The following is a 914-nucleotide window of genomic DNA, read 5'->3' as shown; positions in this document are numbered from 1 at the left end:
CAAACAGGCCGCGGCCGAGCGGGTGACGCCCACCCGCCCGGCCGTTAGCCGCGGCGCCGGACGGGAACAGCGCCACCATGGAGCCCATCGAGGCACTCGACCGGATCGCCTTCCTGCTGGAACGCGCCCTCGCACCCGCCTACCGGGTCCGGGCGTTCCGGAACGCCGCCGACGTCGTCGCCGCACTCCCGCACGCCGAGGTCCGACAACGCGCCCGCACCGGACGGCTCACCGGCCTCAAGGGCATCGGCAAGACCACCGCCAAGGTCATCGTGGAGGCATGCGACGGCCGCACCCCCGCCTACCTCGCCGACCTCGAACGCGATCAGGCCGCGCCCCCCGCCGACGGCGCCGGCCAGTCGCTGCGGGCCGCGCTGCGCGGCGACTGCCACGTGCACTCCGACTGGTCCGACGGCGCCGGCCCGATCGAGACGATGGCCCGCACCGCCCGCGACCTCGGCCACTCCTGGATGGTGCTCACCGACCACAGCCCCCGCCTCAAGGTCGCCCGCGGACTCACCGCCGACCGCCTGCTACGCCAACTCGACGTCGTCGCCGACATCAACGAACGCCTCGCCCCCTTCCGGCTCCTGACCGGCATCGAATGCGACATCCTCTCCGACGGCGGCCTCGACCAGCGCGACGACCTGCTCGACCGCCTTGACCTGGTCGTCGCCTCCACCCACTCCGAACTCCGTATGCCCGCACCCCAGTTCACCCGCCGCCTGATCGCCGCGGTCAGCAACCCCCTCGTCGACATCCTCGGCCACTGCACCAACCGGCTCATCGGCGAGGCCAAACAACGCCCCGAGTCCACCTTCGACGCCGAAGCCGTCTTCGCCGCCTGCGCCCAGGCCGGCACCGCCGTCGAGATCAACAGCAGCCCACACCGCCTCGACCCACCCCACCACCTC

General features: G+C 72.8%; 1 protein-coding gene. It reads left to right on the top strand.

Translation table 11 applies throughout. The features are described from left to right. Window positions 1–77: 77 nt before the first annotated feature. Window positions 78–914: PHP domain-containing protein (locus AC13HU_RS37715; protein ID WP_483046516.1), on the top strand; the 837-nt coding region annotated here is incomplete at its 3' end.

The sequence above is a fragment of the Streptomyces sp. NH27 genome (assembly GCF_056859195.1).
This window is presented reverse-complemented; position numbering and strand designations above follow the sequence as displayed.